Origin of the sequence: Novosphingobium rosa NBRC 15208, assembly GCF_001598555.1 — a bacterium.
Taxonomy (GTDB): Bacteria; Pseudomonadota; Alphaproteobacteria; order Sphingomonadales; family Sphingomonadaceae; genus Novosphingobium; species Novosphingobium rosa.
In genome coordinates this window covers 17953-41880 of the sequence record NZ_BCZE01000043.1, presented here as the reverse complement: position 1 = coordinate 41880, position 23928 = coordinate 17953, and the positions used below count along the sequence as shown (strand labels likewise).

The window sequence follows — 23928 nt, the reverse complement described above, 5'->3', positions numbered from 1 at the left end:
ACATGTTGGGGCGAACCTGTAAAAAAACATAACAAGCAGGCATGGGGTGAGGATGATGGTGAGCAAAGCGGATGACCGGTTGGCAAAGGGCCTGCGTGGCGTTTCCGGGATTCTGGTCACACCTTTCGATGCCGGTGATCGCCTCGCGACAGGGCTTCTGCATCCCATCGTCAACCGCGCGGTGGCGGCGGGCGTGGGCACGCTGGTCATCAACGGCAACACCAGTGAATTTTACGCTCTGACCACCACCGAGGCCGAGGCGATGGTGCGGGCCAGCGCGCAGATCGTCGCCGGTCGCCTGCCGCTCATCGGCGGGGTGGGGCGCGGCATTCACGATGCGCTGCAACTGGCCGCCGCCTCGCGCGAGGCCGGGGTGGATGCCTTGATGATCCATCAGCCGCCCGATCCCTTCGTCGCGCCGCGCGGCTTTGTCGATTACGTGTCGCGCATCGTCGAGGTGGGGCAGGATCTGCCCGTCATCCTCTATCTGCGAGACGATGGCATCGGCACCGAGATGATCGCACGGCTTTGCGCCCTGCCCCATGTCGTCGGCGTCAAATGGGCCTGCCCCACGCCGATGCGTCTGGCCGAGGCCATTGCGGCCTGCGATCCCGCCCTGATCTGGAGCGGCGGTCTGGCCGAAACCTGGGCCCCGGCCTTTTACGCCGTGGGTGCGCGGGGCTTTACCTCGGGGCTGATCAATGTCTGCCCCGCGCTGTCGGTGGCGATCTGCAACGCTTTGGAGCAGGGCGACTATGCCGGCGCGCGCAGCCTGATCGCCCGGATCGCCATGTTCGAAACCCTGCGCGCTCAGGAGCGCAATGGCACCAATGTCTCCGTGGTGAAGGCCGCGCTGCAACTGCTGGGCGAGGATTGCGGCGCGCCGCGCCCGCCCGCTGCCTGGCCGCTGTCACCGCAGGTGCTGGATACGCTGCGCCAGTTCATGGCGCAGATCGCCACGGACGGGCTGGTCAAGGCATAGGGTCGCGCCACATATCGTGGTGAAGGGGCAAAGGCCCACGCCGGGAGAGGATGCACAATGAAGATCGTGAAGCTGCGGGCCTTTATGACGCAAGACGGCGAGCGCCCGCGCGTAATCCTCGCCATCGATACCGATGAGGGCATCACGGGTTGGGGCGAATGCTACAACCACGGCCCCGACCGCGCGCTGGTGCCGGTGCTGGACTATCTGGCGCAGTATCTCGAAGGGCAGGACCCGCGCCGCATCGAGTTTCTGATGCAGCTGATGATGCAGCATGCCCGCTTTCCCCCCGGGGCCATCGGTCTGGCGGCGATGTCGGCCATCGATCATTGCCTCTGGGATATTGCGGCCAAGGCGCTGGGCGTGCCGGTCTATCAGCTTCTTGGCGGCCATGTGCGCGACCGGGTGCGGGTCTATGCCGGGATCTACACGGCGCCCGATGTGGCCCACGCCCGTGATGTGATGGCGGCCTGGCATGAGAGTTGGGGCGTCGATGCCTTCAAGCTCAGCCCCTATCGCATCGACATTCACGCGCATCGCTGGGGCGAGGTGGTGCGCAGCAGCGCCGACTATTTCCGCCAGATCCGCGAAGCGGTCGGGCATGACATCGCCTTCGATGCCCATGCCAAGATCTTCGAGCCCAAGCTGGCGGCGCAGCTCGGCAATGCGCTGGCGCCCTATGATCCGCTGTTCTTCGAGGAACCCCTTCGCCCCGAAAACATGGAGGCCTGGGGCGATCTCAACCGCCAGACGCATTGCGTTCTGGCGACGGGGGAGTCGCTCTACAACCGCTATGAATTCCTGCGCCTGCTGCAGGTGAAGGGCGCCGACATCATCCAGCCTGACATTTGCGTGGTGGGGGGCCTGCTGGAAATGCGCAAGATCGCCGCTCTGGCCGAGGCGCATTATGTTACCGTCGCCCCGCACAATCCGATGGGACCGCTGGCGACGGCGGTGAATCTGCATTTCTGCGCCGCGCAGACCAATTTCAAGATCCTGGAATATCGCCTGCCCAACGCCGGGGCCATTCCCGCGCAGGCCAGCGTGATGCATGGCAATTCGATCGGCGGCGCGCATTACGTGGTTGATCCCTATATCCCGCGCGAGGGCTATCTCGACCTGCGCCCCGACCGGCCGGGCTGGGGCGTGGAGATCGACGAGGACTATCTCGCCAGCGACAATTACGTCCGCTGGGACCGCAAGGTGCCGACCCGGCCCGACGGCTCGACGGCGTTCATGTGATGGGGCCGCTCGCGCCTTCCATCGATCCGCCGCTGGTCGGCGCCGTCACGCGGGGCCGGTTGCGCTTCGTGGTGCTGGCGCTGATCACGCTGGTGCTGGCGCTCAGCACGGGCGACCGGGCGACGCTTTCGGTGGCGGCGCCCGGCGTGGCGAAGGATTTCGGCATCACGCCCATCGATATGGGCTGGTTGTTCTCCGCCTTTTCCTGGAGCTACTGCCTCGCGCAGATCCCGGCAGGCTATCTGGTGGACCGCATCGGGCCGCGCATCGCGATCTTCGCCGCTTTGGCCTGCTGGTCGCTGGCCACCTTTCTGATGAGCGGGGTCGGCTATGTCGCCTTTCCGGTGATGGCCATTTTCTTGCTGCGCGTGGTGCTGGGCCTGCTGGAGGCGCCGGTGGCCCCGGCCTGCGGGCGCATCATCGCCGCCTGGTTCCCCGCCGACGAGCGAGGGTTGGCGGGCGCGATCTTCAACTCGGCGCAATATCTCTCGCTGGCGGTGTTCACCCCGCTGATGGCTGCGTTGGCGCATTATGCCGGGTGGCGGCACATCTTCACGGTGATGGGCGCTCTGGGCATCGTGCTGGCGGCTGTCTGGTTTCTGGCCTATTTCGCGCCCGACAAGCATCCGCGCCTCTCGCGTGAGGAACTGGAGGATATGGTGGCGCGCGGCGCGCTGGCGGCGGCACCTGCCCCAAAAACCGGGCCCGGCATCGGTCTGGTGGCCATTCTGGGCAACCGCATGCTGCTGGGCGTGTTCTTCGCGCAATATTGCGTGGCCAGCCTGTCGACCTTCTTCATCTCCTGGTTTCCGACCTATCTGGTGCAGGGGCGTCATTTCACCATGCTCGATGCGGGCTTTGTCGCGGCCATTCCGGCGGTCTGCGGCTGCATCGGCGGCGTCTCGGCAGGGGTGTTTTCCGACTGGTTGCTGCGTCGTCACGCTTCGCTCAGCCTGGCGCGCAAGCTGCCGATCACGCTGGGGCTGGTGCTCAGTTCCACCATCATGCTTTGCGCTCTGGTCAGCAGCAATGCGCTGGTGATCGCCATCATGTCGGCGGCTTTCTTCGGCAAGGGCTTCGGCGCGCTGGGCTGGACGGTGGTGGCCGATACGGCGCCACGCGAAGCCATCGGCCTGACGGGCGGGGTGTTCAACGCTGCGGGCAGCGTGGGCGGCATTATCACGCCCATCGCCATCGGCATCATCGTCGAGAAGACCGGTTCCTTCGACGGGGCGCTGCTCTATGTCGGCCTGCATGTGCTGGCGGCGGTGGCGGCTTATTGGCTGATCGTGGGCCCGATACGGCGTTTCGAGACAAGCGAGCTTTAGACAAAACGATTTTTCCAGCGCCGGTTCCCGCATCGACCGCTTCGCGGCGGAGTGTTGGCCCGTGCCCTGCGTCTGCTGAACCGACCATTCGAACACCAGAATAATCGACAAGATAGAGGGGGTGCATATGTTGAAATCAGGACGTTTCCAGACTTCGGTCTCCATTGCAATCGTCGCCCTGTGCCTGGCGGCAACGCCCGCCATGGCGCAAGGCACCGGCGATAGCAAGGACGCGCCGCCCGCCCCGCCACGGGCCAACGGCCAGATCGCGCCGACCACGCAAGGCGCCGATCTGGTGGTGACGGCCTCGCGCATCGCCAAGGCGGGGTACAATGCGCCCACGCCTGTCACCGTGGTCTCGGCCGAGCAGATCAAGCAGACCGCGCCCAATGACATTGCCGACGCTTTGTCCACCTTGCCCGCTTTTCGCGGTCTGTCGAACCGTTCGGTCGACACCGGGACCAGCGCCAATGGCAATGCGGGCGCCAGCCTGCTCAATCTGCGCGGGCTGGGGGCCAACCGGACGCTGGTGCTGCTCGACGGGCGGCGCGTGGTTTCCTCGAACGTCAGCGGCTCGACCGACGTCAATCTGATGCCGCAAAATCTGGTGCGTAGCGTCGATGTGGTGACCGGCGGCGCCTCGGCGGCCTATGGCTCTGATGCCGTTGCTGGCGTGGTCAATTTCGTGCTGGACACCAAATTCGAGGGCGTGAAGGCCGAAATGCAGGGCGGCATCTCGCGCTATGGCGATGCGGGCAGCTATCGGGGCACCATCGCGGCGGGGCATGGCTTTGCCGACGGGCGCGGGCGGGTGATCGCCAGCCTGGAGTATTTCCACAAGAACGGCATCAGCACCTATTCCACCGCCCGCCCCTGGCGCAACGATGTCAGCGCCTGGATCCCCAATGCGACCGGCGTGACCACGCCCGCGCGCGTGCTGGCCAATGGCATCACCTACAGCGGGCGCAGCTATGGCGGGCTGATCCTGAATGGCGCGCTGAAAGGCACGGATTTCACCGCCAATGGCACGCCCACGCCTTTCATCTATGGCTCGAAGGTCAGCTCGGTCTTTATGGCGGGCGGCGACGGGCCGTCCCCGGTTGCGCCCTTCGGGGCCAGCGTCGATCGCATCAACGGTTTCCTGCATGCCGAATATGACGTCACCGACAACTGGACTTTGTTCGGCGAGGGCACGCTGTCGCGTTCGCACACGCCCTTCGAACAATATTACAACTACAATGCCGGATCCAACGCGCTGACGATCTACAGCGGCAACCCCTATATCCCCGCCGCGATCCAGAGCCAGATGACCGCGCAGGGCATCGCCTCCTTCACGCTGGGCAAATATTGGAGCAATCTGCCCGAAAATGTGGCGGACAATTACTCCACCACCCAGCGCTTCGTGGGCGGGCTGAACGGCAAGCTGGGCGGCGACTGGACCGCCAAAGCCTATTTCACCCACGGCCAGAGCCAATTGAAGGTGTTCGACCGCAACATTCTGAACAACCGCAACATTTATGCCGCCGCCGATGCGGTGGTGAACCCGGCCAATGGGCAGATCGTCTGCCGTTCGACATTGAACGGGCTGGACCCGGGCTGCACCCCGATCAACCCCTTCGGCACGGGGGCGATCAATGCGGCCACCGCCGCCTATGTGACGGGCGACAGCTGGCGCTATCTCAAGCTGACGCAGGATGTGGCGGCCGTCAATGTGCAGGGCTCGCTGCCCGACTGGGCGGCGCTGTGGTCCAAACCCGCCTCGCTGGCGGTAGGCGCTGAATGGCGGCGCGAAACCGCCAATCAGACCAGTGATGCGGTCTCGCAGGCGATCAACAATTTTGCCGGGCTGCGCGGCGCGGCGTCTTCACAATCGGGGACGCTGGGAGGGTTCTATGCCTCCAATCCCCAGCCGATCTCCGGGCGTGTCACGGTGAAGGAGCTTTATGGCGAGCTGGCGCTGCCCGTGGCGGCGGATCGGCCTTTCATCAAGGCGCTCGATCTGAACGCCGCCGTGCGCCTCACCGATTACAGCACCAGCGGGCAGGTGGTGACCTGGAAGCTGGGCGGTGTGTGGAAGCCGGTGCAAGGCCTTACCTTGCGCCTGACACGCTCGCGCGATATCCGCGCGCCCAACATTCTGGAGCTGTTTTCGGGCGGTGTGGCAGGCAATGCCACGGTGATCGATCCCAGGACCGGCGCCACCGTGCCGTTCCTGGGCTATACGCGCGGCAACCCCGATCTCAAGCCGGAGAAGGCCAACACGCTGACCTTCGGCATGGTGGTGCAGCCGGCGTTCCTGCGTGGCTTCGACATGTCGGTGGATTATTACGACATCAAGATCAGCGCGGCGATTGCTTCGCTTTCGGCGCAGGATACGATCAACCAGTGTGCGGCGGGGGCCACGGTGGTCTGCTCGCAGATCCAGTTCACCAACGGCACCTATTACCTCAACCTGCTGCCCTTCAATCTGGCTTCGGCGCGCAACAGCGGGCTCGATATCGAGGCGGGTTACCGCTTCGGCTTGCTGGGCGGGCGGGTGACCTTGCGCGCCCTTGGCAATCTCACCACACGCAATGTGTCGCAGGCGCCCGGCGCCGCGCCCATCGACCGCGCGCGTGAGGCGGGCCAGTTCAACGGTACGCTGACCGCCGCCTACGACCGCGGCACGTTTTCGGCCTTCGTGCAGGAGCGCTATATCAGCGCGGGGCTGTACAATGCGCAATATGTGACCGGCGTCGATATCGACAGAAACCATGTGCCGGGGCGGCTCTACACCGACGTAACCCTGAAGAACAAGCTGCGTGGCGTGGGCAAGGACAGCGAGGTCTTCGTCACGGTCAACAATCTGTTCAATGTGAAGCCGCCGGTGCTGAGCACGGTGTCGTCCTTCATTCTGGAATCGAACTATTCGATGTACGATCCTGTCGGCACCTACATCACGGCAGGCTTCCGGACACGGTTTTGAGGTGATCCCTGCGCCATCAGTTTGGGCAGCGTCGCAATGTTCAGGAACCTGCCGCACTTGCTATTTCAGTGCGGCAGGACGCCTGCCTTTATAAGGCATGACCGGAAGCCCTCAGCAAGACAGAGGCATTGTGTTGGCCATGAGCGTAGGGCGAGTTTTGGCGCCTCGACGAGTTGTCGTGAAGAGCAGTTTTGACAGCGTTCACAGCTCATCATGATGTGCATGATCAACCAATGCACTGAGCCCTAGTCTCCGGGGGGCTCGCAAGGTCGGCAAAGCCAACTCACGTTTCGCGCCGGATGGGATAAATCAGGTGGAAAGGACTGCGATCGGGCAGGCGCTCCATCAGCCAATCAAGGCGCGCCTTCGGGGCCTGCGCAAAGGCGGGATTGGCGGCCAGCCTGCTGTCGAAGGCGGCCCTGATCGCGGCGTTCTGGGCCAGAAAGGAATCGGGCGCTTCGGCTTCAAGCAGCGCTGCCGCCAGCAGCCCCAGCGGCTGGTTGGAGGGCACACGGATCGTGCCTACGGGCATGCGCCAGCTTGCGGGTTGACCGGTTCAGCGCTGCTACACCCGCCCTGTTGCGGGGGATCGATAGGTCTCGGAGGCGACGCCCTTGAAGTTTTCGATCCAGCCGATCGGTTCGGCGCGGGTCTTCCAGCGCACCAGCATGGTGGCGGGGCGGCTGGCGCGATCGGCTCGCTTGGCCGCGACGATCCCTGCGCGATCCTGCGCGGCCAGTGTCAACGCCGCCTCGAGCAGCACATAGGTGCCCAGCACGCGTCGCCGATAGGGTTTGAGCATGTGGTTTTCGATCAGCACTGTGGGCACGCCGATGAAATCGCCGTAGCCGGTGGAGTAACGCGGTCCCTCGGGCGCTTCGCGGATGCCTTTGGTCGGTTCACGCGTATCGACAGGGCTGGGGTAGATGATCGGCGAATGCCCCGCGCGTTGCAGAGCCTGCGTCACCTGCGGGCCGAAGCGGGTCATCAGCCAGTCCGCCCCGGTACGGTGATAGGCATAGCGGCCCCATCCGGCATAGGTGAAGGTGGTGTCATATCCCATGTCGAAACCGTCGCTGACATGGCAGTCGAGATAGAGGATGGGATCGAGGCGACGCAGCAGCGCGATCATCGCGCGGGTTTCGGGGGCGTCGGCCTTGGCACAGTCGCGGTTGAGGTTGATGTTCCGCCCATTGCCGACAAAGCCCTTTTCCAGCGGGCCGCGCAGCGCCGGGAAATTCCAGCGGCTCATGCGCTCATGGCCATCGGCGTTGTAGATCGGCACCACCGCCAGATCGACCGCATCGAGCAGATGATCCTTGCCGCGCATGGCGATGTCGCGCAGCAGCATCAGCACGGCATCCTTGCCATCGATTTCTCCCGAGTGGATGCCCGCCTGAATGAGCACCACCAGCTTGCCCGTGCGCTTTTCTTCAACCAGCTCAGTGAGTTGCGCGACCAGTGGTTCGAAACCAGACCTATCGCGCCTCCGGCCTCAATCTGCTCGTGGCCGCCATCATTCTGTGGAACACCCGTTATCTCGAACGGGCAGTCGGGGCGCTGGCGATTCCGAAAGACATTGCGCGCTATATCGCCCCGCTGGGATGGGAGCATATCTCGCTCACCGGCGACTATCGCTGGAATGTCGAAAGCCGCCCCGATCCTGGCCAACTTCGTCCGCTGCGGACGCCTTCATCGCTCCTGGCCGCATGATGGCGTCCGCCCGTATTCACGAGAGGTTCTCCCTTAGCTTACGTAAAATACACTTTCGTGTAGTGACCCTAATGTATGTCGCCATGAGCTTTCAGCCTGGGCTCATGTTCCAGCCCGGCAGCAGCGTCACAGTCATGGCAAGCCATACTGCGATACTGCCGTCTTTATTTCAGTCCGCCGCCCAGCGAGCGATACAGCTCGACCAGATTGGTCTGGCGTGCAAGCCGCACGGTCAACAGGTTCTGTTGTGCAGCATAGAGGCTGCGCTGCGAATCCAGCGTGGTGAGGAAGGGATCGACACCTTCACGGAACCGCGCCTCGGCCAGCTTGAAAGCAACTGTGGCGGCGTCGCGCTGCGATGTCTGCGCCTCCAGCTGATCGCCGATATGGGCACGCTGGGCCAGAGCATCGGCAACCTCGCGAAAGGCGGTCTGGACCGTCTTTTCGTAGGTCGCCACCTGCGCGTCCCGCGTGGCCTGGGCATAGTGCAGATTGCCCTGGTTCTTGCCGAAGTCAAAGATGGGCACGGTCGCTGTGGGCGCCACTGACCAATACTGGCTGCCGCTGCCAAACAGGTTCGACAGGCCAAGGCTGAGTGTGCCGAAGGCCGCCGTCAGCGACACCTTGGGGAAGAAGGCCGCGCGAGCCGCGCCGATGTTGGCGTTGGCTGCGCGCAGCACATGCTCGGCCGAAGCGACGTCCGGGCGGCGCAGCAACACATCCGAAGGCAGACCCTCGGGCAGGGCGTCGCGCGTGGCATCGGCCAGCTCCTGGGGCAGCATGTCGGCGGCCACGGTGGTGCCTGCCAGCAGGTTGAGCGCATTGGTATCCTGCGCCACCTGGGTCCGGGCCTGTGCGATGTCGGCGCGGGCGCTGTCGAAGCTGGTCTGCGCCTGGCGGACCTCCAATTCCGAAGCGACGCGGTTCGCAAAGCGGGCCTGGGTCAGACGATAGGTTTCGCCATAGGCCTTGGCGGTGCTCTGGGCGAGGCGCAACTTGTCTTGGTCAGCGGCCAGGGTCAGCCATGCCGTGGCCACTTCGGCCACCAGAGCGGTCTGCGCCGCATCGCGGTTTTCCTGTACCGCGAAGAATTGCTCCTGCGCGGCCTTGGTCAGGTCGCGGATGCGTCCAAAGAGGTCGACCTCCCAGGCTGAGACGCCGACATTGGCCTGATAGATATCGACCCTTGTGGCATTGCCCGCCGCTTGCCCGGCGCTGCTCGCCACGCTGCCGAGGCCGGGGGGCGTCTTCTGATAGGTCGCGGCGCCACTTGCCCCGATGGTGGGCAGGAGGCCGGCGCGCTGCACATGGTATTGCGCGCGGGCCGCGGCGACATTGGCCACCGCCACCCGCAAATCACGGTTGTTGTCGAGCGACAGCTGGATGAGGCGGCGCAGCCGCTCATCCACAAAGAAATCGCGCCACGCCACGTCGGCCGGATTGGCGGTGGCAGCGCCCGCGCCATTGTCCACAGTGGGCAATGTGGCGGGCACCGGTGCTGTGGGCCGGACATAGCGGGGCGCCATATCGCAGCCCGCCAGTGCCAGCAGTGTGACGAGCGAAAGGAAACGAGGGTTCATCAATCAGAGCTCCTGCGAACCATGGGCGCCCAGCGCCGGTTGCTCGGACGTTTCATCGGGCAGGTGTTCGCCATTAGGCTGGTCCTGGCGGAACAGCTGCTTCACCAGACGGAAGAAGGTGGGCACGAAGAAGATTGCCAGCACCGTGGCCGACATCATGCCGCCGACCACCGCCCAGCCGATGGCATTCTGACCGCCCGAGCCCGCGCCTCTGGACAGGGCCAGCGGCAGCACGCCCAGCGTGAAGGCAAATGAGGTCATCAGGATCGGACGCAGGCGCAGCTTGGCCGCCTCGATGGCGGCTTCCGCCGCGCTCAGCCCTTCGCGCATCTTCTCCTCGGCAAACTCCACGATCAGGATCGCGTTCTTGGCCGAGACGCCCACCGTGGTGATCAGACCCACCTGCAGGAAGATGTCATTGTTGAGCCCGGCCAGCCTTGCGGCCAACACCGCACCGATCACGCCGAGCGGCACCACCAGCAGCACTGCGATCGGCACCGACCAGCTTTCATAAAGCGCGGCAAGGCACAGGAACACGATCAGCAGCGAGAGCGCATAGAGCGCGGGCGCCTGCCCTGCCGAAAGTTGCTCCTCATAGGACAGGCCGGTCCATTCGTAACCGATGCCCGGGGGCAGTTTGGCGGCCAGAGCTTCCATCGCCTTGATTGCCTGACCGCTGCTGTTGCCCGGGGCAGGGGCGCCGAGCAGTTCCATCGCAGGAACGCCATTGTAGCGCTCCAGCCTGGCTGGCCCCATCGTCCAGTCATGCGTGGAGAAGGACGAGAAGGGTGCCATCGTGCCCGAGGAGCCGCGCACATAGAGGTCGTTCAACTGTTCTGGCCGCATGCGGAAGGGCGCATCGGCCTGGACATAGACCTTCTTCACGCGGCCCCGGTCGATGAAGTCATTGACATAGGAGCCGCCGAAAGCTGTGCTGACCGTGGTGTTGATGTCTGACAGGGCTAGACCCAAAGCACCCGCGCGGGGCTGGTCGACGGTCAGCTTGAGCTGAGGGGAATCGTCCAGGCCGTTGGGGCGGACCATGGCCAGGCTCTTGTCGCCGCGCGTCATCTTGAGCAATTGGTTGCGGGCTGCCAGCAGCTTGGCATGGCCCAGATTTGCCTCGTCCTTGAGTTCGAAATCGAAGCCGTCGGCGTTGCCCAGATCGAGCACCGAGGGCGGGTTGAAGGCAATGACCTGCCCGGCCGTGATTTTGGCAAAGGCGGCATTGGCGCGATCGACGATGGCAGGCACATGGTTGGCTGCGCCCTTGCGGTCGGCCCAGTCCTTGGTGCGGACAAAGGCGATGCCCACATTCTGTCCCTGACCCACGAAGCCGAAACCAGCGACGGTGAAAACCGTATCGACGTTGGCGCCTTCATCCTTCAGGTAATGATCACGTACACGGTCCAGCGTGCGCTGCGTTTCCTCCATCGAGGAGCCGACGGGCAGCGTGACCTGCGTGAAGAGCAGTCCTTGATCCTCAGCTGGCAGAAAGCCACCGGGCAGGCGCAGGAAGATGAAGGCCATGCCGCCCACGATCAGGCCGTAGACCAGCAGCGTGCGGCCCCAGTTGCGCTCTACCTTCTCGACGCTTCTGCCATAGCGTTCGACATTGCGATCGAACATGCGGTTGAACCAGCCGAAAAAGCCGGTCTTGTGCGCGTGGTCTTCCGACGCGGGCTTGAGGATCGTGGCGCAGAGCGCGGGCGTCAGCACCAGTGCGACCAGCACCGAGAGCACCATCGAGGAGACGATGGTGATCGAGAACTGGCGGAAGATCACGCCTGTCGAGCCGCCAAAGAAGGCCATCGGCAGGAACACGGCGGACAGCACCAGACCGATGCCGACCAAAGCGCCGGAGATTTCCTCCATCGACTTGATCGCGGCGTCCCGGGGCGAGAGCTTTTCGTCGTGGATGAGGCGCTCGACGTTTTCGACCACCACGATCGCATCGTCGACCAGCAGGCCGATCGCCAGCACCATACCGAACAGCGTCAGCGTGTTGATGGTGAACCCGCCCAGATTGAGGATGGCCAGCGTGCCCAGCAGCACCACCGGCACGGCGATGGTGGGAATGATCGTGGCGCGCCAGTTTTGCAGGAAGAGGAACATCACCAGGAAGACGAGCACCACCGCCTCGACCAGCGTGTGGACGACCTGTTCGACCGACAGTTTCACGAAGGTGGTGTTATCGACCGGATAGGCTATCTTGATGTCAGGCGGGAACTGCTTGGAAATGACGGCGATCTGCTTCTTGACCGCCTCCACCGTATCGAGCGCATTGGCGCCCGGTGCCAGCTTGATGCCGAAGCCAGCCGCTTGCTTGCCGTTGAAACGGGCCAGGAAGCTGTAGTTTTCCGAGCCGATTTCCACCCGCGCCACGTCGGAGAGATGGACGGTGGAACCGTCGCTGTTGGTGCGCAGGATGATGTTGCGGAACTGCTCGGGGGTCTGCAGGCGGCTCTGCGCGGTGATGACCGCGTTGAGCGCCTGATGCTCGACCGAGGGCGCGCCGCCGATCTGGCCCGCCGAAACCTGGGCATTCTGCGCGGTGATCGCCGAGGTGATGTCGCCGATGGTCAGGCTGTAGTTGGTCAGCTTGATCGGATCGACCCACACGCGCAGCGCATATTGCGCGCCCAGCACCTGCGTGTCGCCCACACCGCTGACGCGGCTGAGCGGATCCTGCAGTTTGGAAGCGATGTAGTCGCCCAGATCAACCTGATTGTGGCTGCCATCCTGTGAATAGAGTGCCATCACCAGCAGGAAGCTCTTGGTCGCCTTGGTGACGCGCAGTCCCTGTTGCTGCACTTCCTGCGGCAGCAGCGGTGTGGCCTGCTGCAGCTTGTTCTGCACCTGCACCTGCGCGATGTCCGGGTTGGTGCCCTGCTGGAAGGTCAGCGTGATCGACAGATTGCCCGCGCTGTCGCTGGTGGAGGAGAAATATTCGAGGTGGTCGATCCCCTTCATCTGCTGTTCGATGATCTGGGTCGTGGTGTTCTCGAGCGTCTGGGCGTCGGCACCCGGATAGAGCGTGGTGATGACCACGCCCGGCGCGGCGATCTCGGGATATTGCGCCACGGCCAGACTACGGACGGCCAGACCGCCCGCCAGCATGAGGATGATGGCAATGACCCAGGCAAAGATGGGCCGTTCGATGAAAAAGCGTGACATGGCTGATCAGTTCCCGCTCTTGGCCGTGGCGGTCACCTGCTGAGGCGCATGCGGCTGGACCACGGTGCCGGGCTGAAGGTTGACCAGCCCCTCGACGATCAGCCGATCGCCTGCTTTCAGCCCCTTCGTTACCACCCACTTGTTGCCGATGGCCTGGGCGGTGGTCAGTGTGCGCTGCTCGACCTTGTTGTCCGCGCCGACCACCATGGCGACAGCCTCGCCGCGCTCATTGCGGGTCACGCCTTCCTGCGGAGCCAGGATGGCCTGCTGGCGCACGCCCTCGACCAGCTTGGCGCGGACATACATGCCCGGCAGCAGCAGGCCCTTGGGGTTGGGGAAGCTGGCGCGCAGGGTCACCGATCCGCTGGTCTGGTCGACCGTCACTTCGGAGAAAGCCAGCTTGCCTTCGATTGGGTAGGTTTGGCCGTTGGGCAGGATCAGCTGGACCCGGGCGCTGCCGGCGCCATCGCGGGTCACACTGCCGGACTGCATCGCCTCGCGCAGATCCAGCAGGTCGGAGGCGGATTCGGTGACATCGACATAAACGCTGTCGAGCCGCTGGATCGCGGCGAGGGCGGTGGCCTGCCCCGACTGGACCAGCGCGCCCACCGTGACCAGCGAACGCCCGATCCGGCCCGAAATCGGCGCGCGGATCGTGGTGTAGCCAAGGTTCACCCTTGCGGCATCGACCGCCGCGCGCATCGCCTGCACGCTGGCCTTGGCTTGCTGGGCCGAGGCGTCGGCATTGTCGGCATCCTGCCCGCTGACCGCGTTGATCTTCGAGAGGCGCTGATAACGTTCGAATTGGAGCTGGGTGGAGCGGATCGTGGCCTGCGCATTGGCCAGATTGCCCTGCGCCGTGCCCAGCGCCGCGCGGTAGGGCGCGTCATCGATCTGATAGAGCGGCTGGCCCGCATGGACGAGCGAGCCTTCCTCGAACAGGCGCTTGCGCACCAGGCCGTTGATCTGCGGGCGCACCTCGGAGGTTTCGACTGCCGCGACGCGGCCGGGCAACTCGGTGAAAAGCGTGGTGGCTTCCGTGCCCAGCGTCACCACACCCACCGATGGCGCGGGGGGCGCGGGCGGGGGCGCATTTTGGCCGCAGGCTGACAGGGAGGTTGTCATGATCAGGCCAAAGACGCTGGCGGTGCGCAAATTTACCATTAAGCGTGCTCGCAGATTGTGGTAGAAACTGAATGATCGTTCATTCCTATTGCGGTGCAATACGAGCTTATGGATCGGTTTCAACAAAAAAGTGGAGAACGTGATGGCACCAAGGCGACAAGATGGAGGGCGAGGGCAGATCGTGGCGGCAGCCAAGCAGCTGTTTTCAACCAAGGGATTCCACCAGACCGCAATGTCGGAACTGGCCTCTCAGGCCATGATCAGCACGGGTCAGATTTATCGCCTGTTTGCGAACAAGAGCGACATCATCGTAGCCATCGTTCAGGACGATACCATTCAGCGCATCGAGGTGATGAATGCGATAGCCCGAGATGTCGACGCCAGGAAAATTGAAGTTCTTGAAGCAATTAGGCTTATTCTTCTGAGTTCGATCGAGCACGGGGATGAGGCCCTATCATTCGAGATTCTCGCCGAAGGCCATCGAAGCGAAGCGGTCGCCCAGACAATCGGACAGCTCTGCGAAGCATACCGTGAGGTGCTCCGGGGCTTTGCGCTGCGGGTCAATACAGCGATGGCCGAAGAAGCTCAGAAGGCGGCTGAGGAACTTCTTCTGGCCTGCATGTTCGGCCTTGGTCACCGCGCGCTCTCGCGTAGCAAGCTCTCGGATCAGGAGACGGCCCGCAGAAGCGCGGACATGATTTATGCTGCACTGCGACAGGATTCCGAAGCCGGTTGATTGCGATTCGCGCTATGGCCGGGACGCGATAGGGCAGAGACGAAAGGGCACATCGTCAACCGGCTTCTGTATGTACAGCATCGTTTTGGCCTCTCTTGACGTAAGCCTTGGTATAGACAGGTGACATCAGGACCACTTTCATGCCCTAGTGCTTACAAGGCGCGCGCCCAGAGATGTGCTGTTGCGCAGGCCTCCATCCCAACGCGGCTTGGAGCTATGTCTCGAAAAAAGGAGAAAATTGGCAGGGCTGAGTTTACGCTGCAGCAACGCATGCACCTGGGAAAAGTTTTTCGCCAGATCGTTACCAATCCGAACGTAGCTCTTCATGACGGTCCTCCTTGTCGCTCAGGAATCCCCGCGGCGAGCAAGAATGACTCGCGAGGGTGAGGCCGTCCACACGATCAAAATAAGCCGACGCTTTGCGTAAGATTTCGTCGGCCAGCCGCCGCTCACGGTTCTCGCGCTCCAACGTCTCTAGGCGATCTGCCATCTCGTTTGGCACACCAGCCCGTCTGCCGCTATCGACCTCGGCATTCTTGACCCATTCAAACACGGTTTGGGGAACGCAGCCTATCTTCTCCGCGATCGAAACGGTGGCTGCCCAGTGAGAAGGATGGTCGCCTTCGTGGTCCAAGACCATCCGCACCGCGCGGGCACGGACTTCAGGTGCAAATCTGTTCGTTGTCTTGTTCATATCGGCTCCACTTTCTCAGAAGTTGGAGCCTCCGGCAAAGTTAGTGCGGTTCAACGCCGCGTAATAAGGCCTCAATTCAATTAGCAATTCAATGGCCCTTCTGAGCGGGAGGGGTACGTCGATGGCGGTTGAAACTTCATAAAAGTCCAATCCACCAGAAGCATACAATGAGGATAACAATTGGAGGAAGGGCGAGACAAACTGCAACCTTGTTCGAACAAGTGCGAGGCATCCGTTCATGTCATGTAATCCGATCATGATGGCGCGGATCTATTTTCTTTCTCCCCATCGCGTTCTCCAAATAAATACATGTATGTTAAATGTGCGCGACGATCCCATCGATAATTCATCAAAATTCACTATTTATTCCATTCCATGCATGGAGGGAGCAGGGTTTTGGATTCGGAGCAGGCGGACCTCGCGTTTTCGTTCTGAAGTGCAGCGCTCTCGACCTCGCACGTCGATGAGATCATCCGTTGAAGGCATCAAGTTTCAAAAAAATAGAAATAAATTCTTGTGCAGATTATGGCATGCAATTCTTAGCCACAATGCATGGGGGCTGCATATTTATTTGACTGATGCTGCACTCTGACGGTATTCGACTCGATAGTCGGCCATGATCAGCATCGATTGACCGGCCTGGTGGTATCTTGGCTCGAACCCCGCCCAGCGTGCTTCGAATGCTCACGCTGATGAATTCTTAATCAAACTTGAATTTACGCCCGAGTATAGAGGGGCGTTTTGGAGACATATTGATGGTTTATGTTGTTTTTATAAGTTCAATAAAATTTCAGCAGATTTTGGTAAAAATTCTAAAATGTGCCGAAGGTATGCGCGTGATGACGCCAAGAAACTGATAAAGAATAGATACGAACTGATGAGAATGCCAAATATTCTCTATAATAAATAACTTATTTCATTGTCTTTTTCGAAGGTGTTCCGGGAGTGCGCGTCGATGTCTTTGCCGTTCCTGTGCACGCTTGAAAATTCTGGTGCGCCTGACGATTAAGCTGAACCTCTGGTCACGCGGGCCTTCCAGTGAGAACCTACACCGCGTTTGGTTCTGCTCAACCTCTTAGCCGTGCTTAGGCTGCCCTTATCGCGCTGCCGTTTGGTTACAAGATGAGCCATGCCGTCGGGACAGCGCTGGCCCTTCTGTAAAAAGGAATGAAGATTTTTCGCTCAGTGATTGGAACTTTGGCCTGCTTTCCAACGCCGCCTTCGTACTGGTCTATGCCTTTATAGGCCTGCCTATCGCAAAGTTTACAGAGCGCTGGAAGCCATGCCGAAAATCGGCGGAGGAAGTCCTTTTTGTGTTCGCCGAGCCAGGCAGTGGTCGGAGATGAGCGGCGCCCTCACTTAGAGAGTGGCGCCTTTGCAGTGAGAGATAAGTGGCATCGCGCAAAATCGTCCATTGGCAGTGATAAAGAGGAACTGAGATGACCGGAAAGGACGATCTATGCAGAATGAACAACGCCTGATTGCATTGGAAGGCTCGTCTAATTTCCGGGATATCGGTGGCTATGCGACCGATTCGGGGCAGAGCCTGCGATGGGGAATCGTTTACCGTTCCGGCGCGTTGCTGCGCCTAACTCCTGCCGACTGGGGATGGATGAAAGCGCGGCGGATCGCCGCGATCTGCGATCTACGATCTGAGGATGAACGCGAGCTGGGGCCGACGCAATGGCCGGGTGAGGGAGCACCGCAGCAGGTTGGTGCAACCTATGCGACAGAGCAACTGCTGGGAGGAGCCCGCGCACGTGAGGATCACACCGCAGGGGTGGGAGAGATGGAGGAGAGGCTCTATCCCTTATTCGCCGAACTGCTGGCACCGTCATTCGCGGGAATGTTCAATGCCCTGGCAGAGGGATGCACGCCGATCATCGTGCATTGTACTGCCGGGCAGGATCGTACTGGCCTTGCAATCGGCTTACTATTGTCAGTACTGGGCGTGCCCGAAGATGTTATTCTTGAGGATTATGCGCTATCTACTCAATGGCGTCGACCTGAAAACGAATTAGACCGTGGGAAGATGATCGAGCGTCAGCATGACAATGCTATGGCGCGCTATTTCCAGGACGCCTATGCAGCGCGCGGTGCCGCCGCATACCAGCCACGTCCGTTGGTTGATCGAAACGGCGTCCCTCATCTGGCGAAGACGTTGGCTGAAATTCGTGAGCTTTGGGGCTCGATCGAAACCTTCCTGGCGAGAGCCACAGGAATCGACAGTGCAAAACTGGACCGCGTGCGATCCCATTGCTTGGACTGAGTGCTGTCTCGTAAGTGAATGCTTGCTTGACTGGAGCGGTTATGGCTCGATTGGCGTGTTGCGGCGCGTAGCGTTAGCTGTTCTGATCACGTTATATTCTGTTCGGATCTCGTCATTTTCGATTGCTATCCGGCTACCACTCCAGCTGTTGGATCACGTGATGCTGGATCTGCCCATGACCACGACATCCGGTTCTGGTGCGCGGCGCAATGAGTCTGCGCGCTAATCTTCCAGAAAACAACAAGCTCATTCTCGAGGATGAAGAGAAATTCCAAGATCGGCTTAAAACACCTCTGCTGATCGTCAAGGAAGTCGACACGGGCACAAGCTTGTGACCGACCGGGTAAAATTCGCCGATCTCGCAGGAAGGATGGATCCCATGAGTGTACAAGATTCCGGTGTGCCGGGAAGGGGCGTTGAGGCGCTGTTCGATGGGGTAACGATCAATCGGCTGAGGCTTCCAAATCGGGTTGCGATGGCCCCTATGGGACGTTGTTTTGCCACAGATGGTGTGATCGCAGCCGGCTATTCTGATTACTACAGTCGGCGTGTCGAGGGCGGCGCTGGGTTGATCCTCGGGGAGGCGAGCGCGATCGGGCCCGGTGCCAGTTCGAATCCGACCAGCCCCTGGTTTTTCGGTGAGGCTGCGCTGGCCGCTTGGCGTGAACCAGTTGCCGCAGTCCATGAGGCTGGAGGTGCATTCATGCCACAGTTATGGCATGCCGGTCTTGCCCGGGCGCCGGGAACCGAGCCCTTCGCCGACCTGCCATCTATCGGTCCGTCTGATTGGTACATCCCCAACACGGATGCGCAATTGCGAACGCAACTGGGCTATAACTACGGGAGGCCAATGACCGACGGGCAGATCTCCGATGTTATAGAAGCGTTTGGCAAAGCGGCGGTCGCGGCCCGAGAACTCGGGTGCGATGGGGTTGAGATCCATGGAGCGCACGGCTACCTGATCGATCAGTTCCTGTGGTCAGTTATGAATCGCAGGACTGATCGCTACAATGGCAGGTTGCGGGATCGGGCACGTTTTGGGGCCGAAGTTGTAGCCGAAGTGCGTCGTCGTACCGGCCCCGATTTTCCGATCCTGTTTCGTTTTTCTCAATGGAAGCTGCAGGACTACGATACGCGTATTGTTGAGACACCGGATGACGTCGCGCAATTAGTCGAACCACTGGTTGATGCTGGTGTTGATCTTTTCCATGTCTCGGTACGTCGCTTTTGGGAGCCAGCGTTTGCGGGTTCCGCGCGTACTCTGGCCGGTTGGACAAAGGTGCTTTCTGGCAAGCCGACGATGACCGTGGGATCAGTTACGTTGGATCAGGCGTTTGGGGTTGGCACGCAAGACTATGCAGAGCACTTTCTGAACGAGAAGAATCGTCAACTCGACCTCGCTCGCCCTGTGAGCCTTGATCGCCTGTTAGGCTTGTTTGAACAGGGTGAGTTCGACATGGTTGCGGTGGGCCGGGCAATGATCAGCAACCCTGACTGGGCGACCATAGTGAGGACGGGACGATTTGCCGATCTGCGGCCCTATACCCGTGATGCTTTAGCTCGGCTGGACTGAATATTACCGACGAGGCCCTCGCCCGAAGAAAGCTGGAGCAACCAGTGTTCCCTCATTCTCGATCTGGCGTTTGAGGTGATTGCGAATGGCTGCCCGGATGTCCTGATAGGCTGCATCGTTCTGGCGTTCCTCGCGTAGTTCCTGCAATCCGGCCAGCGACACGTGAAGCAGTTCATTCAGTCCCGCAGCTTCATCGGCCAGTTGGACCAGCGATGGGTACGGCAAGGCACCTGTGGATGCGCAGCCGACGAGGCATGCGGTAATCGTAGCGCCTTTCGCAGCGTCGCAGGCTTGAGTGTGATAGGCGATGATCTGTTCGATCAGATGCCGCGTCATTTCGATGTCCGTCTGGAGAATCTGGCCTTCGCCCTCAATCCTTATCCGCACGAAATTGAGGAGATGACGAACGGTGATCAGTGCGCTCCGCCCCGACAAGTCGCTGAGCGAGGGTTCCACCTTGTCCGCTAGTGTTGCATCGATTGTCCGCAGGAGATCGGTGGCCGTGGGGTAAATCATAGTGGTGCCTCGATTGTCTCGTGCAATTCAGCCAGAGCATGGGCGGGCGGAGGCTCGGAGAGACCCATGGCCGCGAGTAGGCCGCGCCGGCAGATGTAGCCAACCTCTGTCCCGGTCCAGGCCTGGCGGATTTCGGCGAGTGCGGGCTGACGGCGCACCGCCTGCGTTGATTTCTCGCTCATCGCGATTAGCCGCATGGCCCGGATCACGCCATAATATTGGACCGAGGCGAGAGGGATCCTGATGCCAGTCAGATCGTGATAGAAATCCAGAGCTTGCTCCATGCCCCAGATCTGCTGGCCATCGCGCTCGATCACCGGAGCGAAATATTGCATGAAGGCAAAATCGGCGGCCGGATCGCCGATCGAAGCTTCTTCCCAATCGCTCAGCGCCACCAGCCTGCCGTCCTTGAACACCTCTTCGCCAAAGCCGTTGGTGCCCTTGCACAACACGATGCGCGGCGCGACCGGTGCCGTATCGCGCAGCCATTCGGCGGCCTCCAGCATGATCGCCATGCCCTGGCTGCGCACATCCTCGAACTGCGCCATCAGCGTATCGACATAGGTGCGCCCGCAAGCGGTGACATCTTGCGGTACAGCCAGCCTTTCACCAAAACCCAGAGCCCGCCAGTCGATCTGATGGACCTGGGCCAGCGCGCTGATATGAGCCTTCGATGTGGCGATGCGCAGATCGTCAAAGCGCGGATCGGGATCTAGAAAGCCTTTGACGTTCCAGTCCCCCTCCACCTTGCGGCGCACATAGAAAGGGGTTGAGGTCCAGGCCGGATCGTCTTCCCAGAAGAGCACCTGAGCGACCGGAACGTTCGCGCGCCCCAGCCGGTCATACATGAAAAATTCCTGATCGAGCCCTGACATCTCGATCGAGCCCGCGGCAAGGTCGGTGCGGAAAACCAGCACCTCACGCGCCGCCTGGGCCTGGCGCTCGATGGTCACGAACCAGGTCTGGCGCGATGTGCCGCGCGAGAAGCGCTCGACCTCGCAGACGGTGACCGGCTCGTTGAATCTATGCTCCAGGTAGCGGGTCAGATGGGGAATGCTGAAATCCATCGTGCGCTCAGGCAAAGCCATAGGGCGCATAGGGCCCGTTGATGAACAGCTCGACATGGCCGGCGCCTTCATAGACCTCGCCGGTTGGGGATGTGGTTTTCACCCGGACCAGATATTCCACGCCATGGATCTTCTCCCGGTAGGAAAGACCGGTGCGCATCGTGTCCGGCTCGTCGCGGCCGGTCTCGCCATAGGGGATGTAATCGAAGGGCTGGGTCGAGAAGTCGAATTCGTCCCATTCGGTCGCCAGCGTCTCCGAGCCGTGATAGCTGTGAAAGCTGCCGCCATCCTTCCAACTGCCCGGCGTGTAGCCCACGGTCTGGATCACCCAGGGCGGGGCGGCCACGCTGATCTCCTGCAGCCATTCGCCCCCTTGCGTGTCTGTCAGCGTCACCCGTGCGCCGGTCAGGATGCGCGTGCCCTCACGGAAGGTCAGGTCGTGGCGCCCCGCAGTCAGCTCATGGACCCGCTCGTTCCAGCCGAGCACCAGCGAACCGCCGAAAGGCGTGCCGAACACATCGTCCAGCTTACGCTGCACGCCCGCCTTGTCCTCATGCATATGGTAAAAGCCGCTGAGATCGCCGCAGCGGAACACCAGCCAGAAGCGGAAGGCGCGGGCATTCTTGTTCTCCGGGCGCGGCGGCAGCCATTTGGGATGGGCTGCGAATGGTGGGCGCTCGACATAGAGGCCCCAGCTGTGATCGCGCACGCCGATCCAGCCCGGCTGGCCAACATCCCAGCTGCGGCTGCTCAGGCGCAACGTGCCGCTGGTCTTGCCGGGCTGCGAATAGCGGCTCTGGTCGGTGGTGCGCCGCCCGCGCAGCTGTGCGCTGTGATGCTCCTCAAGATGGGCGGGCGAGGTGCCTTCCCACAGAATGTCGAAGGCGATGGCGCTGTCATTGTCTTCCAGCACAAGCCTGATGGTTTTGAGCGGCTCGATCACTTCGACACGGAATGGGCCGACGCGCAGATGGTAATCCTGGCGCCAACACCGGCTGAAACGAAAGGTGCGCTGCACGCCGTTCAGATTGAACAGCGCATAGCCGCCGATCATGTCGGTGTTGGGGTTGATACGAAAGCCGGTGCAGAAGAACAGCTTTTCGTCGGGGTTCAGCACGCCGAAATAATAGCCCTCGTCCCAGCTGTAGTCGGTCGAGGGGATATAGCTGACGGGATAGGGCGTGGTGTGAACCGGAAATTCGTCATAGGGGGTGAGGATCTGCACGGCTGGGATCTCCGCTTCGATGGGGCCTGTCCGTTTCCGCCGGTGAGATTAGAGGCGGGCGGCGCGGTCATACAAGGGACTTGCGCGGTGAAACTGTCGCTGAGCGGAACTCAACCTGTCGCACAGATGATGGTTCTACGCGCCGGAGAAGAGCGGTTTGCGCTTTTCGCGGAAGGCGCTCACCCCTTCCAGGAAATCGGCGCTGCTGCCGGCGGCCTGCTGCCCGGCGCGTTCAAGCGACAGCGATTGGGAAAAACCCTGGGCCAACCCCTGGCGGACAGCTTGCCGGATCAGCCCATAAGCTCGGGTCGGTCCATGAGCCAAGCGGGTGGCCAATGCGCTGGTTCGGTTTTCCAGCTCCGCGTCTTCGACGGCCTCATTGATCATGCCCCAGCCTGCCGCCGTTTCGGCGGGCACGCGCTCGCCCAGCATCATCATCGCCAGGGCGCGGCCTGGCCCGATCAGACGCGGCAGCCACCAGGTGCTGCCCGCATCGGGGATCAGGCCGATGTTGACAAAGGCCTGCAGGAAATAGGCCGAGCGGGCAGCCAGCACGATGTCGGCGGCCAGCGCGATCATGCATCCGGCCCCCACCACGGGGCCATGCACGGCGGCGATGACCGGAAAGGGCAGAGCAAAGAAGCGCTCCATCAGCGGATTGTAGAAATCTTCCAGCACCTGTCCGGCATCGAAACCCGACGATCCGGCAGGCGAACCGCCGCCCGACAGATCTGCGCCGCTGGAAAAACCGCGCCCCTCGCCGCGCAGGACCAGGACACGCACATCATGCGAGTCCCTCACCAAATCCAGCGCCTCCATCATTTCGCCGAGCAGGGGACGACTGAGTGCATTGAGCGTTTCGGGCCTGTTGAGCGTCAGACGCGCGATGCCTGTCTCAATGGAAAAGGTGATATGGTCAAAGGACATGATGCTTGGCTTCCGATGGCTTGAGCAGGATGGTGAGGGCGGGGTCACGGCCGAAAGGCGAGCAGATCCTCCGGGCGATCGGTAAAGTCGCGGCGGCTGGCATTGTTGCGCCGGGCCGCCGCGATCCTCTCCATGGCAAAGCCGAAGCAGGCGCCGCCCAGGGCTGGATATTCCTCCGGCAGGATCGGACCGGAGGGCAGGATGACCCGCCGCGAATCCGCGACGAAAAAGCCCTTTTGGAGAACCAGTGCGGCCTCCATCGTGTCATCCTCCAACGCAGCGAGCGCCCAGCCGACAAAGCCGTTGAGTAAAGGGCGGCCCGCGAAAGGCGCGGGGGAGAGAATCCCGCCCCCGGCCACCTCCCATGCCAGGATCTCCTCGCCATCGCGGCGCAGCACACCGCGTGCGTGATCCTCCACCGCATCGGCGATGTCGATGGCATAGAGGCGTTCACCAGGACCACGCGCGGCCTGCCGCATCGCCAGCCAGGCCAGATCCAGCATATGGGTGCAATTCTGCCTGGCCCGGCCTCCGGCAAAGAAACCTTGCGCGGTGATGTCGATCGCCATGCCCACCAGATCGCCCAGCGGCACATGCGCGCCGGGGCAGGTGGTGAGGGGATGGCGATGGAAATCAGCCTCCAGCGCGGTGACGATCCCGCCGCGATGCGTGATCCGGCAGCGCATGGCATGGGGGTCGTCTTCCATTTCGGCTGTCACCCGGTCCGCCTCGGCGCAGAGCCGGATGCGGCGGCGGTACACACCCGTGCCATAGGCGGGCGCGGGGGTATAAGCGGACAGTCTCGACAT

General features: G+C 61.9%; 17 protein-coding genes and 2 pseudogenes. 8 read left to right on the top strand and 11 right to left on the bottom strand.

Going from position 1 to position 23928, the window contains the following annotated elements:
* Positions 1–52 precede the first annotated feature (52 nt).
* From SR3_RS17080 to SR3_RS17065, 4 genes are all read left to right on the top strand, one after another.
* A complete protein-coding gene (locus tag SR3_RS17080; protein WP_068088818.1) occupies positions 53–982 on the top strand; it encodes a dihydrodipicolinate synthase family protein in 930 nt (309 codons plus the stop codon).
* Between the two features lie 57 nt (positions 983–1039).
* Positions 1040–2224, top strand: coding sequence for a mandelate racemase/muconate lactonizing enzyme family protein (locus tag SR3_RS17075; protein WP_068088815.1), 1185 nt, complete (start codon positions 1040–1042; stop codon positions 2222–2224).
* Positions 2224–3552 carry an MFS transporter gene (locus SR3_RS17070; protein ID WP_084455665.1) on the top strand — a complete coding sequence of 443 codons (1329 nt, stop codon included), beginning with the start codon at positions 2224–2226 and terminating at the stop codon, positions 3550–3552. The genes SR3_RS17075 and SR3_RS17070 overlap by 1 nt, the downstream gene beginning before the upstream one ends.
* 127 nt (positions 3553–3679) lie before the next feature.
* Complete coding sequence (locus tag SR3_RS17065; protein ID WP_068088812.1) at positions 3680–6517, top strand: TonB-dependent receptor plug domain-containing protein; 2838 nt, start codon at positions 3680–3682, stop codon at positions 6515–6517.
* 283 nt (positions 6518–6800) lie between these two features.
* On the opposite strand, the gene SR3_RS32735 is transcribed toward SR3_RS17065, so the two are convergent.
* Both SR3_RS32735 and SR3_RS17055 read right to left on the bottom strand, forming a co-directional pair.
* Positions 6801–7049 (bottom strand): hypothetical protein, encoded by a 249-nt coding sequence (locus tag SR3_RS32735; protein WP_068088809.1) that lies wholly within the window; start codon positions 7047–7049, stop codon positions 6801–6803.
* Positions 7050–7082: 33 nt separating this feature from the next.
* Positions 7083–7925, bottom strand: coding sequence for a M14 family metallopeptidase (locus SR3_RS17055; RefSeq protein ID WP_307562217.1), 843 nt, complete (start codon positions 7923–7925; stop codon positions 7083–7085).
* On the opposite strand from SR3_RS17055, the pseudogene SR3_RS17050 reads away from it, so the two are divergent.
* Positions 7899–8230, top strand: a pseudogene (locus SR3_RS17050) (Tn3 family transposase); the annotation flags it as partial. The gene SR3_RS17055 and the pseudogene SR3_RS17050 overlap by 27 nt on opposite strands.
* 164 nt (positions 8231–8394) lie before the next feature.
* On the opposite strand, the gene SR3_RS17045 reads toward SR3_RS17050, so the two are convergent.
* The 3 genes from SR3_RS17045 to SR3_RS17035 are packed head-to-tail and all read right to left on the bottom strand — an operon-like array spanning position 8395 to position 14112.
* The gene (locus SR3_RS17045) at positions 8395–9810 is read right to left on the bottom strand and encodes an efflux transporter outer membrane subunit (protein WP_068088882.1); all 1416 of its coding nucleotides are present in this window, start codon (positions 9808–9810) and stop codon (positions 8395–8397) included.
* Between the two features lie 3 nt (positions 9811–9813).
* The gene (locus SR3_RS17040) at positions 9814–12987 is read right to left on the bottom strand and encodes an efflux RND transporter permease subunit (RefSeq protein WP_068088803.1); all 3174 of its coding nucleotides are present in this window, start codon (positions 12985–12987) and stop codon (positions 9814–9816) included.
* A 6-nt stretch (positions 12988–12993) separates the two neighbouring features.
* Entirely contained in the window at positions 12994–14112 is a 1119-nt protein-coding gene (locus SR3_RS17035; RefSeq protein ID WP_084455664.1) for an efflux RND transporter periplasmic adaptor subunit, read from the bottom strand.
* 181 nt (positions 14113–14293) lie between these two features.
* Here SR3_RS17035 and SR3_RS17030 point away from each other — a divergent pair, with 181 nt between their 5' ends.
* The gene (locus tag SR3_RS17030) at positions 14294–14848 is read left to right on the top strand and encodes a TetR/AcrR family transcriptional regulator (protein WP_245653959.1); all 555 of its coding nucleotides are present in this window, start codon (positions 14294–14296) and stop codon (positions 14846–14848) included.
* A 403-nt stretch (positions 14849–15251) separates the two neighbouring features.
* Here SR3_RS17030 and SR3_RS17025 read toward each other — a convergent pair.
* Positions 15252–15542, bottom strand: a pseudogene (locus tag SR3_RS17025) (transposase); the annotation flags it as partial.
* A gap of 1459 nt (positions 15543–17001) precedes the next feature.
* Here SR3_RS17025 and SR3_RS17020 point away from each other — a divergent pair.
* Both SR3_RS17020 and SR3_RS17015 read left to right on the top strand, forming a co-directional pair.
* On the top strand, positions 17002–17811 hold the full coding sequence (locus tag SR3_RS17020) for a tyrosine-protein phosphatase (RefSeq protein WP_068088798.1): 810 nt from the start codon (positions 17002–17004) through the stop codon (positions 17809–17811).
* Positions 17812–18190: 379 nt separating this feature from the next.
* Entirely contained in the window at positions 18191–19384 is a 1194-nt protein-coding gene (locus SR3_RS17015) for an oxidoreductase (protein WP_084455663.1), read from the top strand.
* A gap of 3 nt (positions 19385–19387) precedes the next feature.
* Here SR3_RS17015 and SR3_RS17010 read toward each other — a convergent pair whose 3' ends face one another.
* The 5 genes from SR3_RS17010 to SR3_RS16990 form a co-directional block, all read right to left on the bottom strand.
* Complete coding sequence (locus SR3_RS17010) at positions 19388–19900, bottom strand: hypothetical protein (protein ID WP_068088791.1); 513 nt, start codon at positions 19898–19900, stop codon at positions 19388–19390.
* Positions 19897–20967, bottom strand: a complete 1071-nt coding sequence (locus tag SR3_RS17005; RefSeq protein WP_169805654.1) for a phosphotransferase family protein — start codon at positions 20965–20967, stop codon at positions 19897–19899. Before SR3_RS17005 ends, SR3_RS17010 begins: the two co-directional genes overlap by 4 nt.
* Positions 20968–20974: 7 nt before the next feature.
* On the bottom strand, positions 20975–22192 hold the full coding sequence (locus SR3_RS17000) for a hypothetical protein (protein WP_218018838.1): 1218 nt from the start codon (positions 22190–22192) through the stop codon (positions 20975–20977).
* Between the two features lie 135 nt (positions 22193–22327).
* A complete protein-coding gene (locus SR3_RS16995) occupies positions 22328–23119 on the bottom strand; it encodes an enoyl-CoA hydratase-related protein (protein ID WP_068088782.1) in 792 nt (263 codons plus the stop codon).
* Between the two features lie 44 nt (positions 23120–23163).
* Positions 23164–23928, bottom strand: a complete 765-nt coding sequence (locus SR3_RS16990; RefSeq protein WP_068088780.1) for a DUF2889 domain-containing protein — start codon at positions 23926–23928, stop codon at positions 23164–23166.